The sequence below is a fragment of the Niveispirillum sp. KHB5.9 genome (assembly GCF_048066115.1).
In the GTDB taxonomy this organism is placed as follows: Bacteria; Pseudomonadota; Alphaproteobacteria; order Azospirillales; family Azospirillaceae; genus Niveispirillum.
This window is the reverse complement of record NZ_JBLTYX010000022.1, coordinates 1-23641: the sequence shown is the minus strand read 5'-3', so window position 1 is coordinate 23641 and position 23641 is coordinate 1. Positions and strand designations below refer to the sequence as shown.

The following is a 23641-nucleotide window of genomic DNA, read 5'->3' as shown; positions in this document are numbered from 1 at the left end:
GCGTGAGCCAAGCCGCCGGATGGCGGCGCCCGGCGCCTGAGGGAACATGAAAAGAGGTGAGTGAAATGACCGAGACCTATGAGAACATCCTGGTGGAGACCAAGGGCGCCGTCGGGATCATCCGGCTGAACAGGCCCAAGGCGCTGAACGCGCTCTCCGACGGTCTGGTGACCGACATGGAAAAGGCGCTGAACGTGTTCGAGGATGATACCGCGATCAGCGTCATCGTCGTCACCGGTTCGGAAAAGGCCTTCGCGGCGGGTGCCGACATCAAGGAGATGATGGGCTTCACCTATATGGATGCCTATCTGAACGACTTCATCACCAAGAAATGGGGCCGGCTGGCCACCTGCCGCAAGCCGACCATCGCCGCCGTTGCCGGCTATGCGCTGGGTGGCGGGTGCGAGCTGGCGATGATGGCCGACTTCATCATCGCCGCCGACAATGCCAAGTTCGGCCAGCCGGAAATCACCATCGGCACCATCCCCGGTGCGGGCGGCACCCAGCGCCTGACCCGCGCCATCGGCAAGGCCAAGGCCATGGAAATGTGCCTGACCGGCCGGATGATGGACGCCGCCGAGGCCGAGCGTTCCGGTCTGGTCGCCCGTATCGTGCCCCTGGCCGACCTGATGGACGAGGTGCTGAAGACCGCTGAAAAGATCGCCGGCTTCTCCCGCCCCGCCACCATGATGGCCAAGGAAGCGGTGAACCGTTCCTTCGAGGCGACCCTGACCGAGGGGCTGCTGTTCGAACGCCGGGTGTTCCACAGCACCTTCGCCCTGGCCGACCAGAAGGAAGGCATGGCGGCGTTTGCGGAAAAGCGGCCGCCGAATTTCACGGGCAAGTGATCCGTGAATCGAGGGGCGGGGAGGCGATGGCTTCCCCGCCCCATTGTTTTTGTAACGGTTGCCAGGGCGCTACCGACCGATTATTTATTGCGACGCAAAATAAATGAAACTGGAGGACCACGCCCGTGAGCGCCTTGAATGAAGTCGTCATCGTCGCCGGCACCCGCACCGCCATCGGCGGCTTCGGTGGCAGCCTGAAGGACCTCTCGCCCGCCGAGCTGGGCACCCTGGTCATCAAGGAAGCCGTCAGCCGCGCCGGCATCGCGCCCGCCGATGTGCAGCATGTCGTGCTGGGTCAGGTGATCCCCAGCGGCCCGCACGACGCCTATCTGGCGCGCGTGGCGGCGGTGGAGGCCGGCATTCCCGTGGCGACCCCGGCCCTGACGCTGAACCGCCTGTGCGGGTCGGGCGTGCAGGCCATCGTGTCGGCCGCGCAGATGATCAAGCTGGGCGAATGCGACGTGGCCGTGGCCGGTGGGGCGGAGAGCATGAGCCGCTCGCCCCACATCATGCCGTCGGTGCGCTGGGGCCAGCGCATGGGCGATGCCGCGGTGGTCGACGCCCTGGTCACCGCCCTGACCGACCCGTTCCACAAGATCCATATGGGCATCACCGCGGAAAATATCGCTGAACGCCACAGCATCGACCGCGCCACCCAGGATGCCCTGGCCCTGGAAAGCCACCGCCGCGCCGCCCGCGCCACGGCGGAGGGCCGCTTCAAGTCGCAGATCCTGCCGGTGGAAGTGAAGGTCAAGGGCGGCACCAAGCTGTTCGACACCGACGAGCATTTCCGTCCCGATGCGACCGAAGCCGACTTCTCCAAGCTGAAGCCGGTGTTCAAGAAGGACGGTTCCGTCACCGCCGGCAACGCCTCGGGCGTCAATGACGGTGCCGCTGCCGTGGTCCTGATGTCGGCGGATGAGGCCGCCAAGCGCGGCACCAAGCCGCTGGCCCGCATCGTCAGCTGGGGCCATGCCGGGCTGGAGCCGGAGGTGATGGGCCTGGGCCCCATCCATGCCGTGCCCATCGCCCTGGCGCGCGCCGGCCTGACCGTCGCCGACATGGACGTGATCGAAAGCAACGAGGCCTTCGCCGCCCAGGCCTGCGCCGTGGCCAAGGAACTGGGCTTCCCCGCCGACAAGGTGAACCCCAACGGTTCCGGCGTCTCGCTGGGCCATCCGGTGGGGGCCACCGGCGCCATCATCACTGTGAAGGCGCTGTATGAGCTGGAGCGTGTGGGCGGCCGCTATGGCCTGATCACCATGTGCATCGGCGGCGGCCAGGGCATCGCCATGGTCATCGAGCGGCTGTAACCAGCGGCCATTTCCGATTAGGATCGGCCCGCCCACCGCAATGGTGAGGCGGGCCATTTCATTTCGGCCAACCAATAATCAATATAAAGGTTGGGTCCATGCGCATGCGTAACATTCCGGCGGTCCTGGCCGTCATCACCGCCCTGCCGGCTGGTGCCGCCCCCGCCGATGACTTTCTGGCCCGGCTCAACGCGCTGTGCGGCAAGGCGTTCGAGGGCAGGATCGTCGACAATACCGCCCCCAATGCCGCCAACGACCCGTTCGCCGGCAAGGTACTGACCATGCATGTGCGCGAATGCGGCAAGGATCAGGTGAAAATCCCCTTCCATGTCGGCGACGACCGCTCGCGTACCTGGGTGGTCACCCGCACGGCCGACGGGCTGCGCCTGAAACATGACCATCGCCACAAGGACGGGTCGGAGGATGCGGTGACCCAGTATGGCGGCGACACCGCCACGCCGGGCACGGCGGAGCGCCAGGAGTTTCCCGTCGATGCCTTCTCCAAGGCGATGTTCACCCAACAGAAGCTGCCCCCTGGTGCGCAGCAGAATGTCTGGGCCATGGAGGTGAGATCGGGCGATGAATTCGTCTATGAACTGTCGCGTCCCGACCGGCTGTTCCGCGTCAGCTTCGACCTGAACAGGCCGGTGACCCCGCCGCCGGCGCCGTGGGGCCACCAGTAGGGCTTTGCAGCCGATGACGGAAACGCTAGGAAGGGCCATCCAACAAGAAGAGTACCCCTCCATGGCCAGCGTCATCGTCATCGGCAGCATCAATTACGACATCCTGTCCACCATGGAGCGTGCGCCCAGGGCCGGGGAGACGCTGAACGGGGAAACGGTGCAACTGATGCCCGGCGGCAAGGGCCTCAACCTGGCCGTCGCCGCCGTGCAGCAGGGCGTGCCCGTACGCTTCGTGGGCAAGGTCGGGCGCGACATGTTCGGCGACCGTATCCTGGCTTTCTTCGACGAGAAGGGCATCGATGCCACCCATGTCGGGCGGTCGGATACCGAGGCGACGGGATCGGCCCTGATCCTGGTGGAAGCCACGGGCGAGAACCGCATCGTCGTCATCCCCGCCGCCAACAAGGAGATACGGCCGGCCGATGCCGACGGGCTGGCGATCGCGGCCGGCGATCTGCTGGTCAGCCAGTTCGAGGTGCCGCGTACCACCATCGCCGCGCTGTTCGCCAAGGGCCGCGCCGCCGGCGCGCGTACCCTGCTGATCGCCGCCCCGGCGCTGGATGATGCGCCCGAAAGCCTGTGGGCGGATACCGACATCATCGTGGTGAACGAGACGGAACTGGCGCATTTCGCCGGCGTGGATCTGGCCGCCGACGCCGCGGCACCGGACATTGCCGCCGCCGCCCGCCGCCTGCTGCGCCGCCCGGGTCAGACCCTGATCGCCACCCTGGGCGTGCGCGGCGCGCTGGCCGTGACGGCGGAGGCCGAAACGCTGGTGCCCGGCCGCAAGGTGACGGCCGTGGACACGACGGGGGCGGGCGACTGTTTCGCGGGCAGCCTGTCGGCCCGGCTGGCGGCCGGCGACGATCTGGCTGCGGCCATGCGCTATGCCAATGTCGCCGCGTCCATCGCCTGCATGCGTGTCGGCACCAGCACGGCGATGCCCGTCGCGGAAGAGGTACGGGCGGCGCTTTGATACGAAATCGCTTGGGAAACAAGCGTCCGCCTCGCTAATCTATCCGTCTTGATCCATCCGGGAGGGCTCGGGGCCATGAGCGACACCTATGTCACGCTCAAGATCCGTGAGGCATTGAAGGCAGCACAGGGCAGCCGCAGCCAGGCACAGCGCGTACTGATCGCCTGGGCGCTGGATGACGAGCAATTGCTGCGCGGCCTATGCAAGCCCTTCCTGAAGGCCATTGCCGGCAGTGCCGTGGATCGTGTCGCCCGCGGCGGGTCCATCACCACGGCCGCCCCGGCGCCCGGGCAGGGCGTGGTCAAATCCGCCCGGCCCAGCACGGGGCCGAAGAAGCTGTCGCCACAGATGCTGGACGCCATCATTTCCCGCATGGGTACCGGCGGTGGCGGGGCGGCGCCCGACGATGGGCATGAGCAGGCCGACAACCTGAAGGCCTTGGCCGCCGCCTTCACCCAGCGCAAGAAGCCGTGATGTTACGGGCCCTGGCCCTGGCGGCGGCCCTGGCGCTGCTGCCCCTGATGCCGGCCGCCGCCCAGCAGGCCGAAGCCAAGGCGACCGCGCTGGCAGCCAATTGCAAACCGACCAAGCTGGAAGTGCTGAAGCAGGTCAGTGGCCGCATGGCCGAGATTCTCTACAAGATCAGCTGTGGCAACCTGAAGGATGGCTTCGTCGTGGTCCAATGCCGCGACCGCACCTGCACCGTGATGCGGTGAGTGGGGAAGGGGCGTTGGCGCCCTTCCGCCGGACCCTTACCAGCCGTAGGCTGGTTGGCGCGTTGAGCGCCCGTGACCCCATGGCCGCGTAAGCCCAAGCCCACGGATGTGGGCGCCGGCGCCTGAGGGGCAGGAAAGATTGACCGAAGGTCAAGATTTCATGCCGCTGGTATTACGCCACCTGGCTTTCCATCAAGGCCGCAGCCACCAGCTCATGCCGGTGATCCTCCAGATACGTCGCCACGGCGCGGTAGATGGCCAGGCCCATGCCCTCCACGAATCGCTCGCCCGGTGTCCGGTGGGCCGTGCTGCCCTCCAGTTCCAGGGTGGCGATCATGTGGCGGTAATCGCTGATCCGGTCACCGATGATGCGATCCAGATGACGGGGCGGCAGCAGATGGCCGAAGCTCAGGATGAACATCAGGTCGGAGCGCAGCTTGTCTGCCGACGGAGTCTTGGTCAGCGACTGGTACAGCGCGTGCCGGCCCGAGGGCGTGATCCGATACAGCTTCTTGTCCGGCCGGCCGTCGCCATTGTGCGGCAGCATGGTGATCTGGCCATCATCCAGCAGCCGCTTCAGCGCCGGATAGATGGAACCGAAGCCGGCATCGCTGAAATGGCTGAGCGGCCCTTCTTCGAATTCCTTGCGAATTTCATAGCCGGAGGCATCGCCCCGACTCAACACACCCAGGCACAAGGTCTTTACGTCAATCATCACACACCTGTCTGACAATTCCGGCACGATAGAGCTTGCCGTGACATAGTCAAGCGATGCATCGAGTCGATATATGTCGTTTCGTTAATCATGTTCCAAGGCGCAGCAGATGCACGGACAGGGTTACGGAAAACCGCCGTTCGGCATCCGCGTCATTCTGGAAATCCGTGGCGATCCGCTCATGCAGTACCGCCCTTTCCGCCTGGGACAGGGACGTCACCAGCGGGCTGAAGGCCATCTCCAGGGTGGGCAGCCAGAAGGGCTGGTCCACCCGGGCCGGCGTGCGCAATTTCAAAGCCTCGTGCTGCACTGTGGCAAAGCCGGCATCCTGCGCCATGGCCTTAAGCCCCGCCGGGTCGGCGAAGCGGAACAGCGGGGCCAGCAATGCAGCCACCTCCGCACCCCGCACAGGCTCCAGCAACCGGCCCAGCCGGTCGAACAGGTTGTTGTCCGCGCGCGGACCCCACACGGCCAGCGCCGCCGCTCCGCCGGGACGCAGCACCCGCCGCATCTCCGCCAGGGCCAGGGGTACATCCGGCACGAACATCAATCCGAAGCGGCAGAGCACATGGTCGAAGCAAGCGGTGGCGAAGGGCAGGGTGGTCATGTCGGCGGCGACCGGCAAAGGCGGATGGGCCAGCCCGGCCGCGCGGCGCCTCAGACCCGACAGCATGGCGGGAACAAGATCGCTGGCCACCACCAGCCCGTCGCCATCCAACCGCCTGGCCTGGCTCAGCGCCGGCTCCCCCACCCCCGCCGCCAGGTCCAGCACGCGCTGGCCGGGGGTGGCGGCCGCAAGGTCCAGGAGGGGGCGGTTGATGCGGTCGGCGGGATTGGCCATCCCCTCGGCCCAAAGGTCCCAGGCCCGGACACTGTCGGTCCAGCGCCGGGCCTCATCAATGTTGCCGGCCCCAATCATGTGCGAACTATTATCCCCCGTTAATGCTCTATTTACTTTGTTGCGTCGGCAAAGGGCAATGTGGTTACGTGCGGATGGATGGTCATGTTAACCCTGCGTAAATATCAACAGATTTTCATGGTGATATGCGGGATTTCCCCCGACTTATGCTTTGGGTGATATTGACCGACCTTGCGTTCATCGCGCGGATGACGATAGCTGTCACAAACGGTTCTTCCCGAACCGTGCTGCCCGGACCTGCTCCCGCCGATGTCCAAGCCATCCAACAACAACAAGTATTATCGCTTCGATGGCTTGTCCGTGCTGATCGCGGACGATAACCGCTTCGTACGCTCCATCATGGTGACGATCCTGAAGGCGCTGGGAATCGGCAAGGTGTTGCAGGCCGACAATGGCGAGGAGGCGATGGCCATCCTGGACGTGTCGGCCCAGATGGACAGCACCGCCGGCCGCGACGTGGACATCATCTTCGCCGACCATCTGATGGAGCCGATGGATGGTATCGGCCTGCTGAAATGGGTCCGGGAGCATGAAAGCGACAAGATACGCTTCCTGCCCTTCGTGATGATGAGCGGGGAGGCCGACGAGTCCGCCGTGCGTCTGGCCCGTGACAGCGGCGTCACCGAATATCTGGCCAAGCCCATGTCGGTGATCAATGTCGCCAGCCGGTTGCTGGCGATTATCGACAAGCCGCGTTCCTTTGTGCGCGCGCCCAACTATTTCGGCCCCGACCGTCGCCGCCAGACCCTGCCGCATGACGGCTCCGACCGCCGCCTGATGAGCCCCGAGGATGTGCGTGTCGTCGACGAAGGTGCGCACATGGTTATCGACAGCCAGCCCGGATCGGTGGAAAATCAAACCGACCCTGTCGATGGACAAGCCGATGCGCCGGTGGAAGCCGACGCGCGGCGGGCAGCGAGCGCATGAACGACAACCTGAAACCGGAGTCCCGAGTGTCGGGCGTTGAAATCATCAAGCGGCCCAACAAGCTGCGGGAAAAGGTCGGTGGTTCCGCCGATGGCAAGCCGGGCATGATCGACCCGGCGGCCCTGGCGCGCGCCAGCACCCATGTCTCGCGCATGTCGGATGCCCATATCGCCCAGACCCGCGTCGATCTGACGGATCTGCAGGAAGCCTATCGCCGCGCCATGACGGATGCGGAGAATCGCCCCGCCCATCTGAAGCGGGTGATCAAGATCAGCGACGGCATCATGACCCTGGGCAAGACCTTCGGCTATGACCTGCTGTCGGACTTTGCCAACTCGCTGAACCATTTCCTGGTGCCGCTGCCCAACCCGTCGGTGGCCCAGCTGGCCGTGGTCGGCCTGCATATCGACGCCATGCATGTGCTGGTCCGCGACGATATAAAGGGTGATGGCGGACAGATCGGCCAGGCGCTTTCCGTGTCGTTGAACATGGCGCGTGCCAAGCTGGGAGCCCGCCGACCGGCCTGAGCGGGTCCTCCGCCGGGCTTCGACACCCTGTTTCTGTGCAATTTTGCACTTTTACGGCGTTTCTTTCCGAACGGGTTATGGTTTTTGTCTAGGCATAACGCCTGATCGTGTTAAAAGGCGATCATTAAAGACGCTCTATTTCACGCGTTCGGCGGCCTGGGATCGATGGAGATGACCTTGCGTCAACCCTATTACGACAGCATTCTGCTCATCGAGCGGCTGCATCGTCATTTCCTGGAAGTCCTCAAGATCGAACTCGACCGTTTAGGCATGCAGGACATCAACAATGTCCAGAGCCTCATCCTCTACAATATCGGCGATGACGAGCTGACGGTCGGCGAATTGACGGCACGGGGCTACTATCTGGGCTCCAACGTGTCCTACAACGTGAAAAAGATGCATGAGAACGGCTACCTGACCCAGGAACGTTCCACGCATGACCGCCGGTCGGTGCGCGTGCGCCTCTCCGACAAGGGGCTGAAGCTGCGCGACCGGATATCGGAGCTGTTCGCCCGCCAGGTGGAGTCGCTGGACAAGTCCGGCCTGTCAGCCGACGAACTGTCCCGCGCCAACGAGACGATGCGCACGCTGGAACGGTTCTGGACCTCGTCGCTGTCCTATGGCGCCTATGCGCCGTCCAACCTGGGCTGAGGGGAAGGGAGCGGCACCATGGCGCGGCCGCCGCTCAATGAACGCGACGTGCTGATCGAGTTCCACGCGGTCGGCAATATCGTGCGCGTCAGCGCCATCGACCCGGTGACCAATACCGAAGTCATCATCCAGGGCCCGGCCAGCGCCGGCAAGCCCGTGCTGGCCCGAAATGCGCTGGCCAAGCTGAATTACGTGCTGCGCAAGGGATCGTCATAGAACACGGGTCCGGCTCTGCCCCGGCCCCGTGTTCTATGAACCAACCCTTTCAGCCCCGACGGCGGGTGGTGCGGGTATCGCCGCGGCCCAGGCCGATCTTTTTGGCGAATTCCGACCGCTGTGCCGCGTAATTGGGTGCAACCATCGGATAATCCGGCGGCAGGCCCCACTTCGCGCGGTATTCGTCGGGCGACATGTCATAGGTGGAGCGCAGATGCCGCTTCAGCATCTTCAGCTTCTTGCCGTCCTCCAGACAGACGATGTATTCCGGCGTCACCGACTTCTTGATCGGCACGGCCGGACGGGCCGGCTCGGCCGACACTTCCACGGGTGCGCCCTGCAGCCCGGTCAGCGTCGCGTAGACGGCGTTGATCACGTCCGGCAATTGCTGCGTCGCAAGCGTGTTCTGCCCCACATAAGCGGAAACAATCTCTGCCGTCATTCGCAGCAGATCACCCGCCAATACCTCATTGCCCTGCTGTTCCATCGCTCTCAACGTTCTTGAACGGTTAACCAACAACGAATGGACGCTTCGCACGGGGACAATTCCCTGTCAATGCATAACGGAACGTATCTGTATGTTTTTTTACTTGGCCATATGCCATCATATCAATTGTTACAGTCGGAATATGCGCATCTATCTGATATGGCTTCTATGTTCGACATCCCCGCGCAATCACGATAGTGCGGCGTGATATCGACTTTCTGCCCGATTATCACAAACATTTTAGATATTTGCCGAATTGTCTTCGTTCGCGGCCGCAATATGGGCATGGGCATAGCGTAAGGTGGCGTGCTTCAATTTGCCATGGCTATGTTTCAATTGTTTCTATTTCCCGCTATTTGCAGATTTGCGATGAAGGCAGGCGCGCGTCACCGGCAGGGCGGGGCTGCTTTCACGGCCCTGGGCGGGAACTGGTGCGGGGACGACACTTCTGCTAGGGTCGGCCGCGTCGGTGACCCCCTATCGATGGGGTGTCTATAAGGATTCCAGGGTGCCGGGCGGCCTCGCCCGGAAAAGGGTGAGAACATGGGCGTCCAGACCATCGCCATCGCCGGCGACCATGCCAGTCCGGAGCTGAAGGCCGTGCTTGCCGAGCAGCTGCGCGCTGCCGGCCATACCGTGCTCGACCTGGGCACCAATGGCCCGGAATCGGTGGATTATCCCAGCTTCGCCGATGCCGTCGCCGCGGCCCTGGCCGATGGCCGCGCCACGTCCGGCGTGCTGATCTGTGGCACCGGCATCGGCATCTCCATCGCCGCCAACCGCCACCGCCATGTCCGCGCCGCCCTGTGCCACACGCCGACGGAAGCGCGGCTGACCCGCCTGCATAATGACGCCAACGTGCTGTGCCTGGGTGCGCGCACCATCGGCGTGGAGGTGGCCAAGGATTGTGTGGCCGTCTTCTTCTCCACCGAATTCGAAGGCGGCCGTCATGCCCGCCGTGTCGCCCTGTTGGGCTGATCAGCCCAAAACAGTACCAGAGGACCAGACGCACATGAGCATTCAGGGTTTCTTTTCCGATAACCTGGCCGATGCCGATCCCGACCTGTACGCCGCCATCCGCCAGGAACTGGGCCGGCAGCAGGACCAGATCGAGTTGATCGCGTCGGAGAACATCGTCTCCACCGCCGTGCTGGAGGCCCAGGGCTCCGTCCTGACCAACAAGTATGCCGAGGGTTACTCAGGCAAGCGCTATTACGGCGGTTGCGAATATGTCGACGTGGCCGAGACGCTGGCCATCGAGCGCGCCAAGAAGCTGTTCGGCTGTGAGTATGTGAATGTCCAGCCGCATTCCGGCGCGCAGGCCAACCAGGCCGTGTTCATGGCGCTGCTTCAGCCCGGCGACACCTTCATGGGTATGGACCTGGCCGCCGGCGGCCACCTGACCCATGGCTCCCCCGCCAACCAGTCGGGCAAGTGGTTCAAGGTCGTGTCCTATGGCGTGACCCGCGACACCAACCTGATCGACTATGACGATGTCGAGGCCAAGGCGCGCGAGCATAAGCCGAAGCTGATCATCGCCGGTGGTTCCGCCTATCCGCGCCAGATCGACTTCGCCCGCTTCCGCAAGATCGCGGACGAGATCGGCGCGTACCTGATGGTCGACATGGCCCATTACGCGGGTCTGGTCGCGGCCGGCGTCTATCCGTCGCCCATCCCGCACGCCCATATCACCACGACGACGACGCACAAGACCCTGCGCGGCCCGCGTGGCGGCATGATCCTGTCCAACGACCCGGACCTGGGCAAGAAGATCAACTCCGCCGTGTTCCCCGGCCTGCAGGGCGGCCCGCTGATGCATGTCATCGCCGCCAAGGCCGTGTCCTTCGGCGAGGCGCTGAAGCCGGAGTTCAAGACCTATGCCACCAACGTCGTCGCCAATGCCAAGGTCCTGGCCGAGCGCCTGATCGCCGGCGGCCTGGACATCGTGTCCGGCGGTACCGACAGCCATATCGTGCTGGTCGACCTGCGTCCCAAGAAGCTGACCGGCAAGGCCGCCGAGCATGCCTTGGAAAATGCCGGCATGACCTGCAACAAGAACGGCGTGCCGTTCGACCCGGAAAAGCCGTTCGTGACCTCGGGCGTCCGCCTGGGCACGCCTGCCGCCACCACCCGCGGCTTCGGCACCGCCGAATTCGCCCAGGTCGGCGACATGATCGTGGAAGTGCTGGACGCGCTGGCGGTCAGCAATGGTGACAATAGTGCTGCGGAAAGCCGGGTGCGGGCGCGGGTACAGGAACTGTGCCGCCGCTTCCCGATCTACCCGACGCTGTAAGCTTGACAAGAACCCCGGTTCCGGCCATCCCGGAATCGGGGTTTCTGCTTTGGCAAAGCCGGGCACATGAGGCAATGCCTCATGTGCCCGGAGGCCGGCGACCGCCGGCCCGCGACCACATGGTCGCGTGAGCCAAGCCGCCGGATGGCGGCGCCCGGCGTTTGAGGAGGTTCCTGATCGTCAGATCAGGGACCATTAACGAAACAAATCACGGAGGGGTTTCATGCGCTGTCCGTTTTGCGGGAATGACGATACCCAGGTGAAGGACAGTCGCCCCACCGACGATGGGTCCGCCATCCGCCGCCGTCGTTTCTGCCCGGCCTGCGGTGCCCGCTTCACCACCTTCGAACGGGTGCAGCTGCGTGAACTCTATGTGGTGAAATCGTCCGGCCAGAAGGAACCCTTCGACCGGGAGAAACTGCTGCGCTCCATGCGCATCTCGCTGCGCAAGCGGCCCGTGGATGCCGACCGGGTGGACCGCGTCGTGAACTCCATCGTGCGCCAGCTGGAAAGCAGCGGGGAAACCGAAATCCCCTCCACCCAGATCGGCGAGATGGTGATGAACCAGTTGGCCGGCATCGACAAGGTGGCGTACATCCGCTACGCGTCGGTCTATCGCGACTTCCGCGAGGCCGCCGATTTCAACGAATTTGTCGAGAAGCTGCGGCCCGAGGCCGAGGACTGACGGAGGGCCCGGCTTGACCGACCCCGTTTTCAGCGACACGGATCACGGCCATATGCAGGCGGCACTGGGCTTGGCCCGGCGCAACCTGGGCCGTGTCTGGCCCAACCCGTCGGTGGGCTGCATCGTGGTCAAGGACGGGATCGTGCTGGGTCGTGGCGTCACCGCGCCTGGCGGCCGCCCGCATGGCGAACCCCAGGCCCTGGCCCAGGCCGGCGATGGCGCGCGCGGTGCCACCGCCTATGTCAGCCTGGAACCCTGCAACCACCATGGCAAGACGCCGCCCTGTTCAGAGGCGCTGATCGATGCCGGCCTCAATCGCATCGTGGTCGCGTGCGAGGATCCGGACCCCCGCGTCTCCGGCGGCGGCATAAGGCGACTGCGCGAGGCGGGCATCCGGGTCGATGTCGGCCTGTGTGCCGATGACGCGCTGGACGTCAATTTCGGCTTCATCACCCGCATCCTGCACGGCCGCCCCGGTGTCACCCTGAAACTGGCCACCAGCCTGGATGCGCGGGTCGCCACCTCCACCGGCCACAGCCAATGGATCACCGGCCCGGAAAGCCGTGCACGTGGCCACCTGCTGCGTGCCAACCACGACGCCATCCTGGTCGGCATCGGCACGGCTCTGGCCGACGACCCGGAACTGACCTGCCGGCTGCCCGGCCTGGAAGGCGCCAACCCGGTGCGCATCGTCCTGGACAGTGCGTTGCGGCTGCCCGTCACATCGAAACTGGCCCAGGGGGCGGCAAGCGTGGCGCCGACCTGGGTCGTGACCTTGGCCGGGGCCGACCCGGAGCGTGCCGCGGCACTGGAAGCACACGGCGTCCGCATCCTGCGCGTCGATGCCGACGAGGCTGGCCGCCTGCCCGTGGCGGCCAGCCTGACCGCCATCGCCGGGCAGGGGATCACCCGCCTGCTGATCGAGGGTGGGCCGACGGTGGCCACAGCCTTCCTGAAAGCCGGGTTGGTCGACCGGGTGGAATGGTTCCGCGCACCGATGCTGATCGGCGGCGACGGGCTGCCGGCCGTGGGTGGGCTGGGGGTGGACGTGCTGGACCGGGCGCTGCGGCTGTCCCCCGGTCGCGACAGTGCCGAGCATCACCGCCGATCCGGCTGATCTCCGGTCCCCCGCCATGCGCCCCGCGCATCCATCGCCCTCTCGCGCAAATCCGCGCCAAGCCCTAGGTTATGGCCCATGTTTACCGGAATCATCACCGATGTCGGCCGCGTCGTGGAGATCGAGCGCCGTGGCGACCTGAGACTGACCATCGAGACACGGTTCGACCTGTCGACCGTTGCCATGGGCGCGTCCATTGCTTCCAACGGGGTCTGCCTGACCGTGGTGGAGAAACTGGCCAATGCCTACAAGGTCGATGTGTCCGCCGAAACCATCGCCAAGACCACGGTCGGCGACTGGGTGGTCGGCACGCCGCTGAACCTCGAACGCTCGCTGAAGCTGGGGGACGAGCTGGGCGGCCATCTGGTCTATGGCCATGTCGATGCCGTGGCGGAGGTCGTGTCCGTCACGCCGGACGGCGACAGCCATCGCTGGCGCTTCCGCGTGCCGCAGAAGCTGAAGAACTTCATCGCCGCCAAGGGCTCCGTCGCGCTGAATGGCGTGTCGCTGACGGTGAACGAGGTCGATGACGACGTGTTCGGCGTCAACATCATCCCGCATACGGCGGAACAGACCACCTTCGGCCTGATCGGGCCGGGAGCGAAGATCAATCTGGAAGTGGATATGCTGGCGCGCTATGTCGCGCGGCTGGTGGGGAAGGACGCTTAAACCATGTCGATCACCGAAACCCGCCTGACGGAGGAAGATCGTCCCGTGCTGTCGAGCACCGAGGAATTGATCGAAGAGGCGCGCCAGGGCCGCATGTTCATCCTGGTCGATGACGAGGACCGGGAGAATGAGGGCGATCTGGTGATCCCCGCTTCCGCCGCCACGCCGGAAGCCATCAATTTCATGGCCCGCTTCGGCCGTGGCCTGATCTGTCTGGCCATCGACAGCCAGCATAATGAGCGTCTGCGCCTGCCGCTGATGGCGCAGCAGAACGGCACCCGGCACCAGACCGCCTTTACCGTCTCCATTGAGGCCCGCACCGGCGTCACCACCGGCATCTCCGCCGCCGATCGCTCGCGCACCATCCAGGTCGCCATCGACGAGAATGTCGACAGCCGCGACATCGTCACGCCCGGCCATGTCTTCCCGCTGCTGGCGCGCGATGGTGGCACCCTGGTCCGCGCGGGCCATACCGAGGCATCGGTGGATTTCTCCCGTCTGGCCGGTCTGCCGGCAGCGGGCGTGATCTGCGAGATCATGAATGATGACGGCACCATGGCCCGCATGCCGGACCTAGTGAAGTTCGCGCAGCTGCACGGGCTGAAGATCGGCACCATCGCCGACCTGATCGCCTATCGCCGCCGCACGGAGACCATCATCGAGCGTTCCTACCGCACCGTGCTGGACAGCCATTTCGGCGGCCGGTTCGAAATGATCGTCTATCGCAACCGCATCAGCGGTGCGGAGCATATCGCGCTGGTCAAGGGCGACATCCATGATGGCGTGCCGGTGCCGGTGCGCATGCATTCGCTGAACATCGTCAAGGACCTGCTGGCCGACAACCGCCATGGCCCCGCCGGCGGCCTGGACGTCGCCATGAAGGCGGTGGGGGAGGAAGGGCGCGGCGTCATCGTCCTGATGCGCGATGCCCAGCCCTTCTCGCTGGCCGACCGGCTGCGCGCCATCGATGACGGCACCACCGACCCGCATGGCGAGCTGCGCGACTATGGCATCGGCGCCCAGATCCTGAACGACCTGGGCGTGAAGCGCATGGTGCTGTTGAGCAATACCAAAAAGACGGTGGTGGGCCTCGAAGGCTATGGGTTGACCATTGTCGGCCAAAGGGCCATACCCACCCCCTTCTGATCCTTTCAACATGACCGGCTGGATGACCCAAATGGCTGACGCACCCCATATCATGATCGTCGAGGCCCGTTTCTATGACGACCTCGCGGACGAGCTGGTGAAGGGTGCAGTGGCGGCACTGGAGGCGGTCGGTGCCACCTACGAGATATTCCAGGTGCCTGGCGCCCTGGAAATCCCCGCCGCCATCCAGTTCTCCGTCAAGTCGATGGATTTCTATTCCGGCCGCCGCCGTTTCGACGGCTATGTGGCGCTGGGCTGCGTGATCCGGGGTGAGACCACCCATTACGACTATGTCTGCCAGGAAAGCGCCCATGGTCTGGCCCAGCTGTCTTTGCAGCACACGCTGGCCATCGGCAATGGCATCCTGACGACCGAGGATTTCAAGCAGGCCTGGGCCCGGGCCGCTGTCGATCAGAAGAACAAGGGCGGTTTCGCCGCCAATGCCTGCCTTCAGATGATCGAGCTGAAGAAGCAGTTCCGTCTCTATTCCCGCTGAGTTTCCAGGTTCCAATATGCCCCCCCGCAAGAAGACCACCGCCCCGGTCGCCGCCAATGAGCCGGCGCCCAAGATCAAGCCCACCGGGTCCGCCAAGGCCCGCCGTTCGGCCGCCCGTCTGGCCGCCGTCCAGGGCCTGTACCAGATCGATCTGGCCGGTGCGTCCAGCGATACCGTCATCCATGAATTTGCCCGCCACCGCATCGGTCAGGAGCAGGATGGCGAGGAATTCGTGACCGCCGACCCGACCCTGTTCGCCGACATCGTGCGCGGCGTGCAGGGGCGCCTGGCGGAGGTGGACCAGCATCTGGGCGGGCTTCTGGACCGGCAATGGTCGCTGGAGCGCATGGAACTGCTGCTGCGCGCCATCCTGCGCGCCGGGTCCTGGGAACTGCTGGCCAACAATTCCGTGCCCCCCTACATCATCATCAACGATTATATCGACGTCACCCACGCCTTCTTCGCCGGCCGTGAACCCGGCATGGTCAATGGTGTGCTGGACAAGCTGGCCCGCATCCTGCGCGCGGCCGAGATGGACGCGAAGGCCAAGGGGTAACGCGTCGTGACATCGCCTGTGGTGGCAATCGCTGGTTTGGGTGAATTCGGCCGGATCGAACGTTTCTTCCGGCCCCTGGCCGTGGGCGTGCCCGGTGCCTTCGACCTGACCGACGATGCCGCCGTGCTGGACGTGCCGTATGATCAGCAGCTGGTGGTCACCACCGACGCCATGGTCAGCGGCGTGCATTTCCTGCCCCAGGACAATCCCGCCGACCTGGGCCACAAGATCCTGGCCGTCAACATGTCGGATCTGGCGGCCAAGGGTGCCGAACCGCTGGCCTATTCCCTGACCACGTCCTTGCCCAAGAGCATCGGCGATGATTGGGTTGAAGCGTTCGCCAAGGGGTTGGGCGAGGCGCAGCGCGAATTCAAGGTCAATCTGGCCGGCGGTGACAGCGTCTCCACCTCCGGCCCCCTGTCGCTGACCATCACCGCGCTCGGCCTGGTGCCGCGCAACCGCATGATCCGCCGCAAGGGCGCCAAGCTGGGCGACGCCCTGTTCGTTACCGGCTCCATCGGCGATGCCGCGCTGGGGCTGAAGCTGGCCCTGGGGGCGCCGACCCAGCCCGTCAGCGACACCGACCGCGCCTATCTGCTCTCCCGTCTGCGCCGGCCCACCCCGCGCCTGGACCTTGTCGCCTCGCTGCGCGTGTTCGGTACGGCGGCGTTGGACGTGTCCGACGGGCTGGTCGCCGATCTGCGCCATCTGGCGCTGGCGAGCAAGGTGCGCTTGCAGCTGGATGCGCAGGCCGTACCCATGTCCGGTGCCGCCCTGCGCCTGCTGCTGAACACGCCGTCCCTGCGCAAGGCGGTGCTGACCGGTGGCGACGATTACGAAATCGCCTTCACCGCCCCGGCCGACAAGGCCGAAGACATCGCCGCCGCCGGCATCAATGCCGGCATCAAGGTCACCCGCATCGGCAAGGTGATCGAAGGCGAACCCGGCCTGGATGTGCTGGGTCTGGAGGGGGCCGAGGCCGACCTGGGCACCGGCGGCTGGCGGCATTTCTAAAACCTACAACACCGCCTTCAGCTCCACATTGTTCCCCTCCGGGTCGGTCAGATAGATCGACAGCCCCTCACCACGCGCGCCATTACGCATCCCCGTGGTGCCGACCTCCACCCTATGCGCCGCCAGATGCGCACGGATCGCCGCATCATCGAACGGCGACACCTCCAGGCAGAAATGCTCCAGGTTGCGCCCCTCCGCCCCCGGCCCGGCCCCGCCCATCCGACCCAGCTTGCCATCCAACGGCACCAGATCGATCAGCTGGCGCCCGGCGCGCAACTGGTAGAGCCCGATCTCCGCCTGGATTTTTTGCAAAGAGCAACCCAGGACCTCTTGATAGAAGCCCATCATCCGCCCGATATCGCGCACTCGCAGCACGATATGGTCCAGGCCCAGCAGGGTGAACGGAACGGCCATCTTTCCCTCCCAATCCCTCTCTCGGGGTAATCCGGATGTGTGGCTGATTGCCGCAGTTTGACGCGGAACAAGGCCCGGATACCCGTTCCAACCCGATACAGTTGGACGGGAAACGACCGCAGATCAAGGCTTTGGCGGCACGGTCAATGACAGCTTAACCGATTGATCCCGGATTTCGCCAAATTGCCGGTTGCCGCCCGGTCCGGCTTTGCGGATACAAGCGCCAGTAAATGTTCTGAATGGTCGTTCAATAATAGAGAAAAACAGGACGGTGGCGAAATGATGCGGTTGGCGAATATTTCAGAATGGTTCCACAATAGTTCTATCTCGAAACGGCTGGGCCTGATCGTGCTGATCTCGCTGCTGGGTCTGGTCTGCTTCGCGGTCCTGACCAGCGAGCAGCAATATGCCCAGTTGCAGGAACGCTATCGCGCCAGCGCCCGCTCGGCGGTGGAGGGGGCGGCCGGTGTCGCCCATGCCTATGCCGCCCAGGAGAAGGCCGGCACTCTGACAAAGGGCGAAGCCCAGGCACGCGCCCTGGCCGCCATCAAGGCCATGCGCTTCTCCGGTGAATATGTCTGGGTGAACGACACCAGCCACCGCATGGTCATGCATCCGATCAAGCCGGAGCTGGACGGACAGGACATGTCCAATTTCAAGGATCCGATCGGTACCCTGATGTTCCGCGACATGGTGCGCGTGGCCACGGGGCCGGACAAGGCCGGCTATGTGCCCTATCAATGGCCCAAAGCCGGTTATGACGAGCCGGTGAGCAAGATCTCCTATGTGGAACTGGTGCCCGAATGGGGCTGGGTGGTGGGCTCCGGCGTCTATACCGATGATGTCGGCCGCAAGCACCGCCAGATGCTGCTGATCCAGGTGATCGCCATGGTCGTGCTGGGCGGCCTGTCGGCGCTCTGCTCCAGCGCGGTGGCCCGCACCCTGGCGCGGCCCCTGTCGGCCCTGACCGCCACCATGCGCGATCTGGCCCAGGGCAGGCTGGAGGTGGAGGTGCCGGAGGCGACGGCTGCCAACGAGGTGGGGGCCATGGCCCGCGCCGTTGCCATCTTCCGCGACAATGCCCTGCGGGCCCGCGCCCTGGAGGCCGAAAAGGCCCAGGAGGAGGAGGCCAAGGAGCGCCGCCGCGCCGCCCTGGAGGTGCTGACCCGCGACTTCAAGCTGGCCGTCGCCGGCAAGCTGAAGACCGTGGCTGCCGCCGCGACGGAGCTGGAAGCCACCTCCGGCGGCCTGCAGCAACAGGCGGAAATGACCGGCCGCCAGTCCGACAGTGTCGCCGACAGCGCCCAGGTCGCCCGCGACAATGCCCAGACCGTGGCTGCCGCGACGGAGGAACTGTCGGCGTCCAGTGCGGAGATCGGCCGTCAGGTCTCCATCACCGCCCAGATCACCGCCGATGCCGTCGACAAGGCCCACAATGCACGGCGCATCATGGACGAGCTGTCGAGCGTGGTCGCCAATGTCCAGGGCGTCGTCGGCCTGATCAGCGACATTGCCAGCCAGACCAACCTGCTGGCCCTGAACGCCACGATCGAGGCGGCTCGGGCGGGGGAGGCCGGCAAGGGCTTCGCCGTGGTGGCCGGGGAGGTGAAGAACCTGTCCGGCCAGACCGCGCGTGCCACGGAGGATATCGCCCATCAGGCCCGCGCCGTGAAGGACGCGGCCGAGGACGCGGCCGGCATGATCGGTGCCATCACCGACATCATCGACAGCATCGGCCAGAATTCCAGCACCATCGCCAGTGCGGTGAACCAGCAGGGTGCCGCCACCGCGGAAATCAGCCGCAACGTGCATGAGGCCGCCCATCGCACCGGCGAGGTATCGGAAAGCATCGTGTCGGTGCGCGAGGGCGCCCAGTTCACCATGTCGGCATCCGCCCAGCTGCACGCCGCGGCCGGCGAGCTGTCCGAACAGGCCGAGCAGCTGCGCCAGGAGGTGGAGGATTTCCTGACCGCCATGGACCATGCCGGTGAGCGCCGTGCCTTCGAACGGCGCGAGGTGGATATGGCCGTGGAACTGTCCGTCAAGGGCGCCAGGGGCGTCAGCGGCAGCCCGCAGGCCGGCCGGGTCATCGACCTGTCCGCCGCCGGTGCCGCCATCCGCACCGGCCTGACGGTGCGTCCGGGGGACGAGGTGGAACTGGCAGGATTGCCCGGCGGCCCCTTGCGCGGCCGCACCGTCAGCTGCACAGACGGCGTGCTGCGCCTGCAGTTCCGCCTGGATCTGGCCACGACGCGGCAGGTGGAGGCGGTGCTGGCGGCGGCGTGACTACTCCGCCAGCTCCCCGCATTCCCCGTCGCCCAGCAGCCGGGCGCTGACCAGCCCGTCGGCATCGGCGGCGTCGCGGTTGCCGGGCGGGGGATCGAACACGCGGACCATGCCCATCACCTGTGCCGGTGGCGCCCCCGGTTCCACCGATACCGGCAGCAGCAGCCGGTTGAACCCGCGCCAGCCGCGGCCCGCCGGCACCAGATAGCCGCGATAGAACATCGGCATTCTGTTATCCAGGCTGTCATGGAACAGGGCGTTGCGGCCGGGTACGGAGGCCGGCACCATCATCTGATCCAGATAAAGCCCCGTGCCATCCACCCCGAACAGCTCGCGCATCCTGGTGCCCGACAGGCGGCAGCGCAGGCGGCGGTCGCCGTCGCGTTCATAGATGAACATGTTGGGCAGGATGGACCGGGGAAAGGCGCAGGGATCCATCTGCCGGCGGGTGGGCAGGACGGTGCCGCCATTGGCCTGTTTCAGGCGCCACCAAAACAGCAGCAGCGCCAGCATGCCGCGATCCTGCACCAGGATCATCCGGTCCGTCGCCCAGCCGCTTTCTTCCGCCTGCATACCCACCCCTGTATGGTTGCTGACACCATAAGCGAGGGGGTGAGGATGGTGAACTATCTTTCGCGTAGCAAGTGACGGCCGCCGCCACCGTGATAGGATGCGGACGATACATCGAAGCCCGAGGCCCTCATGATCCGCCGCCTGCCGTCCGTCTGCCTGGCCCTGTCCTTGCTGGTCGCATTGCCGGGTTGCCTGACGCCGCGCTGGGCCCAACCGGTCAATCCCTTCATGAATGACGACAATGACCGGGGCAAGGCGGCGCTGGCGGCCAAGGATTATGTCATGGCCTTGGAATTCTACGGCCGGCTGGCCGCCAAGGACCCGGAAAACATGCAGGCCCGCTATCAGCTGGCCCTGATCAACCAGGAACTGGGCCGCTATGACGAGGCCTATGGTCATTACCGTGTCGTCTATGTCTCGGCCAGCGAGGAGGGCGCGCCGCGGGCCGACGGGTCGATCAGTGACGAACCGCTTTATGCCGCCGCCGACCGCAACCTGAACCTGCTGGGCGCCCGTCTGGCCAAGAACGACCCGGACCTGCGGGTGATCAAGGAGGACCGTGCCCGCAAGATCGAGGAGGCGAAAGCCAAGCTGAAGGCGGAAGCCGAAGCCGACAAGGCCGAGGAAGCGGCCAAGGACGAGGCGCGCAAGGCCATGCGGGGAGAGCTGAAGAAGGGCCCCTGCAATCCCACCAATCTGAAGGGTTGCTGACGCTTATTCGGCGGCGATGGCGTGCGTCATGCACACGTCGCTGTTGGCGGCACGGCTTTCGCCCACCATGTCACGGATGGTGGTGAAGCAACGACCGCATTGCGGGGTCTTCCCGCAGGACTTGAAAACGCTGGCAACGCTGCCCGCACCGTCATTAACGCTCTTGCGAACCGTCTTGCAGTTGATGGCGTTACAGATGCAGACATACATGATCGGACAGCGACCCCGGTCAGCGTTGGGAATGTCTGGATACTGCAAATCACTCGCATACGCCAGAGTGAAAATGCGAATCCATCGCAAGGGCCCTATGCGGTATCGATGGGGCGATATATCGGCCCCCTGTCGATCCCCGATCCCTGTTATAACCGGGGGCAGGGATCACGAGGGGGACCGGATGACGATCAAGGACGATATCGTGGTGCGCATGGCCCAGCGCCGGGACGTGCCGGAGATGGTGGCGCTGCTGGTGGATGACATGCTGGGGCAGGGGCGGGAGGATACCACCGACCTGGAACCCTATTACGAGGCCTGGGACGAGATCATGCTGGACCCCAGTGCGGAGATCCTGGTCCTGGACCTGGATGGCCGCGTCGTCGGCATGGCCCAGCTGAATTATGCGCGCGGCCTGGGCCGCAAGGGCATGCGCCGCTGCACGATCGAGGCGGTGCGCGTGGCGTCCAATCTGCGCAACAAGGGCCTGGGCGCCATCCTGATCGAGAATTGCCTGGACATGGTGCGGGCGCGCGGCTGCGGACTGGTGCAATTGACCACCGACAAGGGGCGGACCGATGCGCACAGGTTCTACCAGCGCCTTGGCTTTGATGCTTCGCATGAGGGCATGAAGCTGTATTTGTAACGAACGGGTGCGATGGTATCGCCCCTTTCGTTGATCAGGAGCTTGCAGCACATGACCGCCTTTTCCGCCGCCAACCCCGTCCGCGTCGCCATTCTGGGCGCTTCCGGCTATACGGGCGCGGAACTGATGCGATTGCTGCTGCGCCATCCCAATGTCCGCATCACCGCCCTGACGGGGGAGCGTGCCGCCGGCAAACCGGTGTCGGAAGTGTTCCCGCACCTGGCCCCCTATGATCTGCCGGTCCTGACCAAGATCGCCGACGTGAACTGGGACGAGGTCGATTTCGTCTTCTGCGGCCTGCCGCACGGCACGACGCAGGAGGTGATTGCCGGTCTGCCCGCCCATGTCCGCATATGCGACCTGTCGGCCGATTTCCGCCTGTTCAATGTCGATACCTACGCCGAATGGTATGGCCACGCCCACAAGGCCACCGACCTGCAGGCAACCGCCGTGTACGGCCTGGCGGAAGTGGCGCGTGAACAGGTGGCCGCGGCCCGGCTGGTGGCCAATCCCGGCTGCTATCCCACCGCCTCGCTGCTGCCGCTGCTGCCGCTGCTGCGCGACGGGCTGATCCAGGCCGATGACATCATCATCGATGCCAAGTCCGGCGTGTCCGGTGCCGGCCGCGATGCCAAGCAGGGCAGCCTTTATTGCGAGGTGGCGGAAGGCATGCATGCCTATGGCGTCGCATCCCACCGCCACGCGCCGGAGATCGAACAGAGCCTGGGCTGGGCCGCCGGCCGCGATGATGTCCGCATCGCCTTCACCCCGCATCTGATCCCGATGAACCGGGGCATGATGGCCACGACCTATGTCCGCCTGAAGGACGGCGTCACCGCCGCCGACCTGCGCGCCAGCCTGGAAAAGGCCTATGCGGGTGAGGCGTTCGTGAAGCTGCTGGCGCCCGGTGTCGGCCCGCAGACGCGGCATGTCGCCGGCTCCAACTTGGCGCTGATCAATGTTTTCGCCGACCGCATCCCCGGCCGCGCCATCCTGGTTTCCGTCATCGACAATCTGATGAAGGGCGCCTCGGGCCAGGCCGTGCAGAATTTCAACATCATGTACGGCTTTGCCGAAACGCTGGGCCTGGACGTGGTGCCGGTGTTCCCATGATCCATAGCCGCCCCATCCCCACCATCCTGCCCTTCAAGGGCAAGCTGCCCGTGATCGACCCCACGGTGTTCCTGGCCAATGCCACGATCATCGGCGATGTGGAGATCGGGGCGGGCAGCAATATCTGGTTCGGTGTCACCATCCGCGGCGATGTGCATTCCATCCGCATCGGCAGGAACTCCAACATCCAGGATGGCAGCGTCGTCCACTGCACCCGCAACCGTTTCAGCACGACCATCGGCGACAATGTCACCGTCGGCCATCTGGCCCTGCTGCATGGCTGCGTGGTGGAGGATGGGGCCTTCATCGGCATGAAGGCCTGCATCATGGATGGGGTGGTGGTGGAGGCCGGTGCCATGGTGGCGGCCGGCGCCCTGGTCACACCGGGCAAGCGGGTGAAGGCCGGCGAGCTTTGGGGCGGAAGCCCGGCGAAATTCCTGCGCCTGCTGACCGAGGATGACATCAAATCCCAGATGTCCATCGCTCCGCATTACGCGGAAATGGCCAAGGTTTATCTGGAAGAGGTGGGTGGCGGGCCGGTGTGAGGCGGCCAGCCCCCCTCCCGTCATCCCGGCGTGCGCCCATAGGCGCTAACTTAGAAGCCCCTTCCACCGTCACCCCGGCCTTCGCCGGGGTGACGGTGGATGCTGCTGAAGTGAACCCGTAGGTCAGGTCGAGCAAAGCGAGCCCTGACAAGCGACGGTGCCTTTGAGGTGTCAGGGCTCGCTTCGCTC

General features: G+C 65.1%; 30 protein-coding genes. 24 read left to right on the top strand and 6 right to left on the bottom strand.

All coding sequences use genetic code 11. The features are described 5' to 3' along the window. Positions 1-65: 65 nt before the first annotated feature. The 6 genes from ACM9HJ_RS25695 to ACM9HJ_RS25670 all read left to right on the top strand — a co-directional run bounded on the left by ACM9HJ_RS25695 (position 66) and on the right by ACM9HJ_RS25670 (position 4536). Positions 66-848, top strand: a complete 783-nt coding sequence (locus ACM9HJ_RS25695; protein WP_416574642.1) for an enoyl-CoA hydratase — start codon at positions 66-68, stop codon at positions 846-848. Between the two features lie 125 nt (positions 849-973). Next, positions 974-2161, top strand: coding sequence for an acetyl-CoA C-acyltransferase family protein (locus ACM9HJ_RS25690; protein ID WP_416574641.1), 1188 nt, complete (start codon positions 974-976; stop codon positions 2159-2161). Positions 2162-2259: 98 nt separating this feature from the next. After that, on the top strand, positions 2260-2844 hold the full coding sequence (locus ACM9HJ_RS25685) for a hypothetical protein (protein ID WP_416574640.1): 585 nt from the start codon (positions 2260-2262) through the stop codon (positions 2842-2844). Positions 2845-2905: 61 nt separating this feature from the next. Next, the gene (locus ACM9HJ_RS25680; protein WP_416574639.1) at positions 2906-3820 is read left to right on the top strand and encodes a ribokinase; all 915 of its coding nucleotides are present in this window, start codon (positions 2906-2908) and stop codon (positions 3818-3820) included. 75 nt (positions 3821-3895) lie between these two features. Then, positions 3896-4294 carry a hypothetical protein gene (locus tag ACM9HJ_RS25675; RefSeq protein WP_416574638.1) on the top strand — a complete coding sequence of 133 codons (399 nt, stop codon included), beginning with the start codon at positions 3896-3898 and terminating at the stop codon, positions 4292-4294. Further along, complete coding sequence (locus ACM9HJ_RS25670) at positions 4294-4536, top strand: hypothetical protein (RefSeq protein ID WP_416574637.1); 243 nt, start codon at positions 4294-4296, stop codon at positions 4534-4536. The genes ACM9HJ_RS25675 and ACM9HJ_RS25670 overlap by 1 nt, the downstream gene beginning before the upstream one ends. Before the next feature lie 172 nt (positions 4537-4708). Here the strand turns inward: ACM9HJ_RS25670 and ACM9HJ_RS25665 are convergent, their stop codons facing one another. Then, a complete protein-coding gene (locus ACM9HJ_RS25665; protein WP_416574636.1) occupies positions 4709-5251 on the bottom strand; it encodes a PadR family transcriptional regulator in 543 nt (180 codons plus the stop codon). An 88-nt stretch (positions 5252-5339) separates the two neighbouring features. Beyond that, a complete protein-coding gene (locus ACM9HJ_RS25660; protein WP_416574635.1) occupies positions 5340-6170 on the bottom strand; it encodes a class I SAM-dependent methyltransferase in 831 nt (276 codons plus the stop codon). Between the two features lie 249 nt (positions 6171-6419). Here ACM9HJ_RS25660 and ACM9HJ_RS25655 point away from each other — a divergent pair, with 249 nt between their 5' ends. From ACM9HJ_RS25655 to ACM9HJ_RS25640, 4 genes are all read left to right on the top strand, one after another. Beyond that, positions 6420-7097: a response regulator gene (locus ACM9HJ_RS25655; RefSeq protein ID WP_416574634.1), complete on the top strand. Its 678-nt coding sequence runs from the start codon at positions 6420-6422 to the stop codon at positions 7095-7097. A gap of 26 nt (positions 7098-7123) precedes the next feature. Then, positions 7124-7624: a hypothetical protein gene (locus ACM9HJ_RS25650; protein WP_416574633.1), complete on the top strand. Its 501-nt coding sequence runs from the start codon at positions 7124-7126 to the stop codon at positions 7622-7624. 177 nt (positions 7625-7801) lie between these two features. Further along, on the top strand, positions 7802-8275 hold the full coding sequence (locus tag ACM9HJ_RS25645) for a MarR family winged helix-turn-helix transcriptional regulator (RefSeq protein ID WP_416574712.1): 474 nt from the start codon (positions 7802-7804) through the stop codon (positions 8273-8275). Between the two features lie 18 nt (positions 8276-8293). Continuing rightward, on the top strand, positions 8294-8491 hold the full coding sequence (locus ACM9HJ_RS25640) for a DUF6898 family protein (RefSeq protein WP_416574632.1): 198 nt from the start codon (positions 8294-8296) through the stop codon (positions 8489-8491). Between the two features lie 49 nt (positions 8492-8540). On the opposite strand, the gene ACM9HJ_RS25635 is transcribed toward ACM9HJ_RS25640, so the two are convergent. Then, a complete protein-coding gene (locus tag ACM9HJ_RS25635; RefSeq protein WP_416574711.1) occupies positions 8541-8978 on the bottom strand; it encodes a MucR family transcriptional regulator in 438 nt (145 codons plus the stop codon). Positions 8979-9521: 543 nt separating this feature from the next. On the opposite strand from ACM9HJ_RS25635, the gene rpiB reads away from it, so the two are divergent. The 9 genes from rpiB to thiL all read left to right on the top strand — a co-directional run bounded on the left by rpiB (position 9522) and on the right by thiL (position 16954). Beyond that, positions 9522-9956 carry a ribose 5-phosphate isomerase B gene (gene rpiB / locus ACM9HJ_RS25630; RefSeq protein WP_416574631.1) on the top strand — a complete coding sequence of 145 codons (435 nt, stop codon included), beginning with the start codon at positions 9522-9524 and terminating at the stop codon, positions 9954-9956. Between the two features lie 34 nt (positions 9957-9990). After that, complete coding sequence (gene glyA / locus ACM9HJ_RS25625; RefSeq protein WP_416574630.1) at positions 9991-11271, top strand: serine hydroxymethyltransferase; 1281 nt, start codon at positions 9991-9993, stop codon at positions 11269-11271. A 223-nt stretch (positions 11272-11494) separates the two neighbouring features. Then, complete coding sequence (nrdR, locus tag ACM9HJ_RS25620; RefSeq protein WP_416574629.1) at positions 11495-11956, top strand: transcriptional regulator NrdR; 462 nt, start codon at positions 11495-11497, stop codon at positions 11954-11956. Positions 11957-11969: 13 nt separating this feature from the next. Beyond that, positions 11970-13073, top strand: coding sequence for a bifunctional diaminohydroxyphosphoribosylaminopyrimidine deaminase/5-amino-6-(5-phosphoribosylamino)uracil reductase RibD (gene ribD, locus ACM9HJ_RS25615; protein ID WP_416574628.1), 1104 nt, complete (start codon positions 11970-11972; stop codon positions 13071-13073). 78 nt (positions 13074-13151) lie between these two features. Next, positions 13152-13742: a riboflavin synthase gene (locus ACM9HJ_RS25610; RefSeq protein ID WP_416574627.1), complete on the top strand. Its 591-nt coding sequence runs from the start codon at positions 13152-13154 to the stop codon at positions 13740-13742. 3 nt (positions 13743-13745) lie between these two features. Next, positions 13746-14888, top strand: coding sequence for a 3,4-dihydroxy-2-butanone-4-phosphate synthase (ribB, locus tag ACM9HJ_RS25605; protein WP_416574626.1), 1143 nt, complete (start codon positions 13746-13748; stop codon positions 14886-14888). A 31-nt stretch (positions 14889-14919) separates the two neighbouring features. Next, positions 14920-15384, top strand: coding sequence for a 6,7-dimethyl-8-ribityllumazine synthase (locus ACM9HJ_RS25600; protein WP_416574625.1), 465 nt, complete (start codon positions 14920-14922; stop codon positions 15382-15384). A 16-nt stretch (positions 15385-15400) separates the two neighbouring features. After that, positions 15401-15940, top strand: coding sequence for a transcription antitermination factor NusB (nusB, locus tag ACM9HJ_RS25595; RefSeq protein ID WP_416574624.1), 540 nt, complete (start codon positions 15401-15403; stop codon positions 15938-15940). 6 nt (positions 15941-15946) lie between these two features. Further along, complete coding sequence (thiL, locus tag ACM9HJ_RS25590; protein WP_416574623.1) at positions 15947-16954, top strand: thiamine-phosphate kinase; 1008 nt, start codon at positions 15947-15949, stop codon at positions 16952-16954. A 3-nt stretch (positions 16955-16957) separates the two neighbouring features. On the opposite strand, the gene ACM9HJ_RS25585 is transcribed toward thiL, so the two are convergent. After that, entirely contained in the window at positions 16958-17368 is a 411-nt protein-coding gene (locus ACM9HJ_RS25585) for a VOC family protein (protein ID WP_416574622.1), read from the bottom strand. A 279-nt stretch (positions 17369-17647) separates the two neighbouring features. Here ACM9HJ_RS25585 and ACM9HJ_RS25580 point away from each other — a divergent pair, with 279 nt between their 5' ends. Next, the gene (locus tag ACM9HJ_RS25580; RefSeq protein WP_416574621.1) at positions 17648-19654 is read left to right on the top strand and encodes a cache domain-containing protein; all 2007 of its coding nucleotides are present in this window, start codon (positions 17648-17650) and stop codon (positions 19652-19654) included. On the opposite strand, the gene ACM9HJ_RS25575 is transcribed toward ACM9HJ_RS25580, so the two are convergent. Next, positions 19655-20227 (bottom strand): PAS domain-containing protein, encoded by a 573-nt coding sequence (locus tag ACM9HJ_RS25575; RefSeq protein WP_416574620.1) that lies wholly within the window; start codon positions 20225-20227, stop codon positions 19655-19657. A 129-nt stretch (positions 20228-20356) separates the two neighbouring features. Here ACM9HJ_RS25575 and ACM9HJ_RS25570 point away from each other — a divergent pair, with 129 nt between their 5' ends. Beyond that, positions 20357-20938 carry a tetratricopeptide repeat protein gene (locus tag ACM9HJ_RS25570; RefSeq protein WP_416574619.1) on the top strand — a complete coding sequence of 194 codons (582 nt, stop codon included), beginning with the start codon at positions 20357-20359 and terminating at the stop codon, positions 20936-20938. A 3-nt stretch (positions 20939-20941) separates the two neighbouring features. Here ACM9HJ_RS25570 and ACM9HJ_RS25565 read toward each other — a convergent pair whose 3' ends face one another. After that, the gene (locus tag ACM9HJ_RS25565; protein WP_416574618.1) at positions 20942-21148 is read right to left on the bottom strand and encodes a (2Fe-2S)-binding protein; all 207 of its coding nucleotides are present in this window, start codon (positions 21146-21148) and stop codon (positions 20942-20944) included. 184 nt (positions 21149-21332) lie between these two features. Here ACM9HJ_RS25565 and ACM9HJ_RS25560 point away from each other — a divergent pair, with 184 nt between their 5' ends. The 3 genes from ACM9HJ_RS25560 to ACM9HJ_RS25550 are packed head-to-tail and all read left to right on the top strand — an operon-like array spanning position 21333 to position 23452. After that, the gene (locus ACM9HJ_RS25560) at positions 21333-21794 is read left to right on the top strand and encodes a GNAT family N-acetyltransferase (RefSeq protein ID WP_416574617.1); all 462 of its coding nucleotides are present in this window, start codon (positions 21333-21335) and stop codon (positions 21792-21794) included. Between the two features lie 51 nt (positions 21795-21845). Further along, a complete protein-coding gene (gene argC, locus ACM9HJ_RS25555; RefSeq protein WP_416574616.1) occupies positions 21846-22907 on the top strand; it encodes an N-acetyl-gamma-glutamyl-phosphate reductase in 1062 nt (353 codons plus the stop codon). Then, positions 22904-23452: a gamma carbonic anhydrase family protein gene (locus ACM9HJ_RS25550; RefSeq protein WP_416574615.1), complete on the top strand. Its 549-nt coding sequence runs from the start codon at positions 22904-22906 to the stop codon at positions 23450-23452. Before argC ends, ACM9HJ_RS25550 begins: the two co-directional genes overlap by 4 nt. Positions 23453-23641 lie beyond the last annotated feature (189 nt).

Excerpts from the sequence above, each read along its gene's own strand:
- ACM9HJ_RS25695 (WP_416574642.1), top strand. The coding sequence starts at position 66 with ATGACCGAGACCTATGAGAACATCCTGGTGGAGACCAAGGGCGCCGTC.
- ACM9HJ_RS25685 (WP_416574640.1), top strand. The coding sequence starts at position 2,260 with ATGCGCATGCGTAACATTCCGGCGGTCCTGGCCGTCATCACCGCCCTG.
- ACM9HJ_RS25680 (WP_416574639.1), top strand. The coding sequence starts at position 2,906 with ATGGCCAGCGTCATCGTCATCGGCAGCATCAATTACGACATCCTGTCC.
- ACM9HJ_RS25675 (WP_416574638.1), top strand. The coding sequence starts at position 3,896 with ATGAGCGACACCTATGTCACGCTCAAGATCCGTGAGGCATTGAAGGCA.
- ACM9HJ_RS25670 (WP_416574637.1), top strand. The coding sequence starts at position 4,294 with ATGTTACGGGCCCTGGCCCTGGCGGCGGCCCTGGCGCTGCTGCCCCTG.
- ACM9HJ_RS25665 (WP_416574636.1), bottom strand. The coding sequence starts at position 5,251 with ATGATTGACGTAAAGACCTTGTGCCTGGGTGTGTTGAGTCGGGGCGAT.
- ACM9HJ_RS25660 (WP_416574635.1), bottom strand. The coding sequence starts at position 6,170 with ATGATTGGGGCCGGCAACATTGATGAGGCCCGGCGCTGGACCGACAGT.
- ACM9HJ_RS25655 (WP_416574634.1), top strand. The coding sequence starts at position 6,420 with ATGTCCAAGCCATCCAACAACAACAAGTATTATCGCTTCGATGGCTTG.
- ACM9HJ_RS25640 (WP_416574632.1), top strand. The coding sequence starts at position 8,294 with ATGGCGCGGCCGCCGCTCAATGAACGCGACGTGCTGATCGAGTTCCAC.
- ACM9HJ_RS25635 (WP_416574711.1), bottom strand. The coding sequence starts at position 8,978 with ATGGAACAGCAGGGCAATGAGGTATTGGCGGGTGATCTGCTGCGAATG.
- rpiB (WP_416574631.1), top strand. The coding sequence starts at position 9,522 with ATGGGCGTCCAGACCATCGCCATCGCCGGCGACCATGCCAGTCCGGAG.
- glyA (WP_416574630.1), top strand. The coding sequence starts at position 9,991 with ATGAGCATTCAGGGTTTCTTTTCCGATAACCTGGCCGATGCCGATCCC.
- nrdR (WP_416574629.1), top strand. The coding sequence starts at position 11,495 with ATGCGCTGTCCGTTTTGCGGGAATGACGATACCCAGGTGAAGGACAGT.
- ACM9HJ_RS25610 (WP_416574627.1), top strand. The coding sequence starts at position 13,152 with ATGTTTACCGGAATCATCACCGATGTCGGCCGCGTCGTGGAGATCGAG.
- ribB (WP_416574626.1), top strand. The coding sequence starts at position 13,746 with ATGTCGATCACCGAAACCCGCCTGACGGAGGAAGATCGTCCCGTGCTG.
- ACM9HJ_RS25600 (WP_416574625.1), top strand. The coding sequence starts at position 14,920 with ATGGCTGACGCACCCCATATCATGATCGTCGAGGCCCGTTTCTATGAC.
- nusB (WP_416574624.1), top strand. The coding sequence starts at position 15,401 with ATGCCCCCCCGCAAGAAGACCACCGCCCCGGTCGCCGCCAATGAGCCG.
- ACM9HJ_RS25585 (WP_416574622.1), bottom strand. The coding sequence starts at position 17,368 with ATGGCCGTTCCGTTCACCCTGCTGGGCCTGGACCATATCGTGCTGCGA.
- ACM9HJ_RS25580 (WP_416574621.1), top strand. The coding sequence starts at position 17,648 with ATGATGCGGTTGGCGAATATTTCAGAATGGTTCCACAATAGTTCTATC.
- ACM9HJ_RS25575 (WP_416574620.1), bottom strand. The coding sequence starts at position 20,227 with ATGCAGGCGGAAGAAAGCGGCTGGGCGACGGACCGGATGATCCTGGTG.
- ACM9HJ_RS25570 (WP_416574619.1), top strand. The coding sequence starts at position 20,357 with ATGATCCGCCGCCTGCCGTCCGTCTGCCTGGCCCTGTCCTTGCTGGTC.
- ACM9HJ_RS25565 (WP_416574618.1), bottom strand. The coding sequence starts at position 21,148 with ATGTATGTCTGCATCTGTAACGCCATCAACTGCAAGACGGTTCGCAAG.
- ACM9HJ_RS25560 (WP_416574617.1), top strand. The coding sequence starts at position 21,333 with ATGACGATCAAGGACGATATCGTGGTGCGCATGGCCCAGCGCCGGGAC.
- argC (WP_416574616.1), top strand. The coding sequence starts at position 21,846 with ATGACCGCCTTTTCCGCCGCCAACCCCGTCCGCGTCGCCATTCTGGGC.
- ACM9HJ_RS25550 (WP_416574615.1), top strand. The coding sequence starts at position 22,904 with ATGATCCATAGCCGCCCCATCCCCACCATCCTGCCCTTCAAGGGCAAG.